The sequence below is a fragment of the Labrenzia sp. OB1 genome (assembly GCF_001624695.1).
In the GTDB taxonomy this organism is placed as follows: domain Bacteria; phylum Pseudomonadota; class Alphaproteobacteria; order Rhizobiales; family Stappiaceae; genus Roseibium.
Genome location: NZ_JSEP01000080.1, coordinates 1 through 1,782 on the forward strand (window position 1 = coordinate 1; position 1,782 = coordinate 1,782).

The window sequence follows — 1,782 nt, forward strand, 5'->3', positions numbered from 1 at the left end:
AAGCGGGACGTTTGCGCTGACGCTGAACGGGTTGGGGGAGGCCGTTTTTGACCATGACATCACCGGCTTTGATACACTGACCAAGTCCGAAGCCGGTAGTTGGACCCTTTCCGGGGATATTGAAGGAACTGAGACCCTCACGATCGATACCGGCGCTCTTGTCCTGAATGGAGATGCCTCAGACGTTGCTGTCACCGTCGATGACGGCGGCACGCTTGGGGGAACGGGCACCGTTGGAGACACGTTCGTTGAAGAGGGCGGGAAACTTGCACCGGGCAATTCGATCGGGACATTGAGCGTCGACGGCGACCTTTCTTTTGAGACCGGCGCTACGTTCGAAGTTGAAGTGGACCGATTGGGCARTTCCGATTTGGTTGAGGTGAGCGGAGGGGCCAGCCTTTCAGGCGCGGTTGCTCATATCACCTCGGAAAACGGGATCGTCAGCAACGGTTTGGAATTTGATCCGCTTACATCCTATACCATCCTGTCGGCGCAGGAGGGCCTTGAGGGGGAGTTTGCAGMGGTTACAGACGACTTTGCCTTTCTGGATGCATCGCTGACCTATTATGCGAGCTACGTTGAGCTTTTGTTGCGCCGAAACGCCGCACGATTTGTCGACGTGGCGTTGACAAAGAACCAGAAAGCGGTTGCCGGTGGGGTGGCCAGTCTGCAGGCAGACCCGGAACACCCGGTGTATGCCGCTGTTGTCAGTSTTTCACAGACCACTGCTCGCAACGCTTTTGATCACCTGTCGGGGGAAGTCCATGCCTCCGCGCAGGGGGCTCTGGTGGCGGACAGTTCCCGGGTGCGCGATGCGGTTGCCGACCGGGTCAGGCAAGCGTTTGAGACTGCCGTTCTGCCTGACGAGCCTGATCTTGCCTTTGATGAAGGGGACGAGGACGGGCCGGTGTTTCCGCCAGCAGGCCTGGAAATCTGGGGTCAGGCCTACGGGGCCGTCACGGCTCTGAAGGGCGCCGGCAACGCGGCGACCATGACCCGGACGTCCGGTGGCTTTTTTGCCGGAGCCGAAATGGCTGTGAACGGTGCTACGACGGCAGGCCTGCTGGCTGAATATGCTCATGGCACGGCCTCGGTCGGTGACCGGCGCTCGAGTGTGGACACAGACAGCTTCTCGCTTGGCGGCTATGTCGCCCTGGAGACCGTGGCGGCCGGTTACAGCGCCGGCGCGGCCTACACGTTCACCAATGTGACGAGCGAGCGCGACGTTGCCTTCGGATCGCTCACCGAGACGCTGAGCGCGGACTATCATGCGCACACGGTTCAGGCATTTGCGCGTGTCAGCCCGACCGTTTTCCTGTCACCCGCTTTTTTGCGTCCCTATGTCGGGCTTTCGGTAATCCACCAGATCACGGACGGGTTCCGGGAAAAGGGCGGTTCAACGGCCCTGAGTGGGGGCTATGCAACACATACGGTTGGTGTTGGTGAGCTCGGTCTGAGCATCGCACACTCTGTCGAGGTGCCCGAGATCGGCCCGCTCAAACTCTACGGTTCTCTTGCCTGGCGGCGCCTGATCGGCAACGAGGACTTGTCCCGCCAGATGGCCTTTGCGGACAGTCACACGTTCCAGGTGCATGGCGTCCCGCTGGCTCGCGACACGGCGAATGTGGAGATGGGCATGGCGCTGGATCTGGGGCAGGAGCTTCAGGCCGCGGTGGACTATCAGGGTGCATTCGGCCGCGATGCTAAAGACAACTATTTCGGCTTGAAAGTCGCCAAACGGTTCTGACCCACTGCTGATTTGAACGGGCTCCAGGCGACGAT

1 protein-coding gene is annotated in these 1,782 nt (G+C 60.4%); it reads left to right on the forward strand.

The annotated features are described in order from the left end of the window. A partial coding sequence (locus tag OA90_RS27760) for an autotransporter domain-containing protein (RefSeq protein ID WP_156510735.1) occupies positions 1 to 1,747 on the forward strand: 1,747 nt, incomplete at its 5' end. Positions 1,748 to 1,782: the final 35 nt, after the last annotated feature.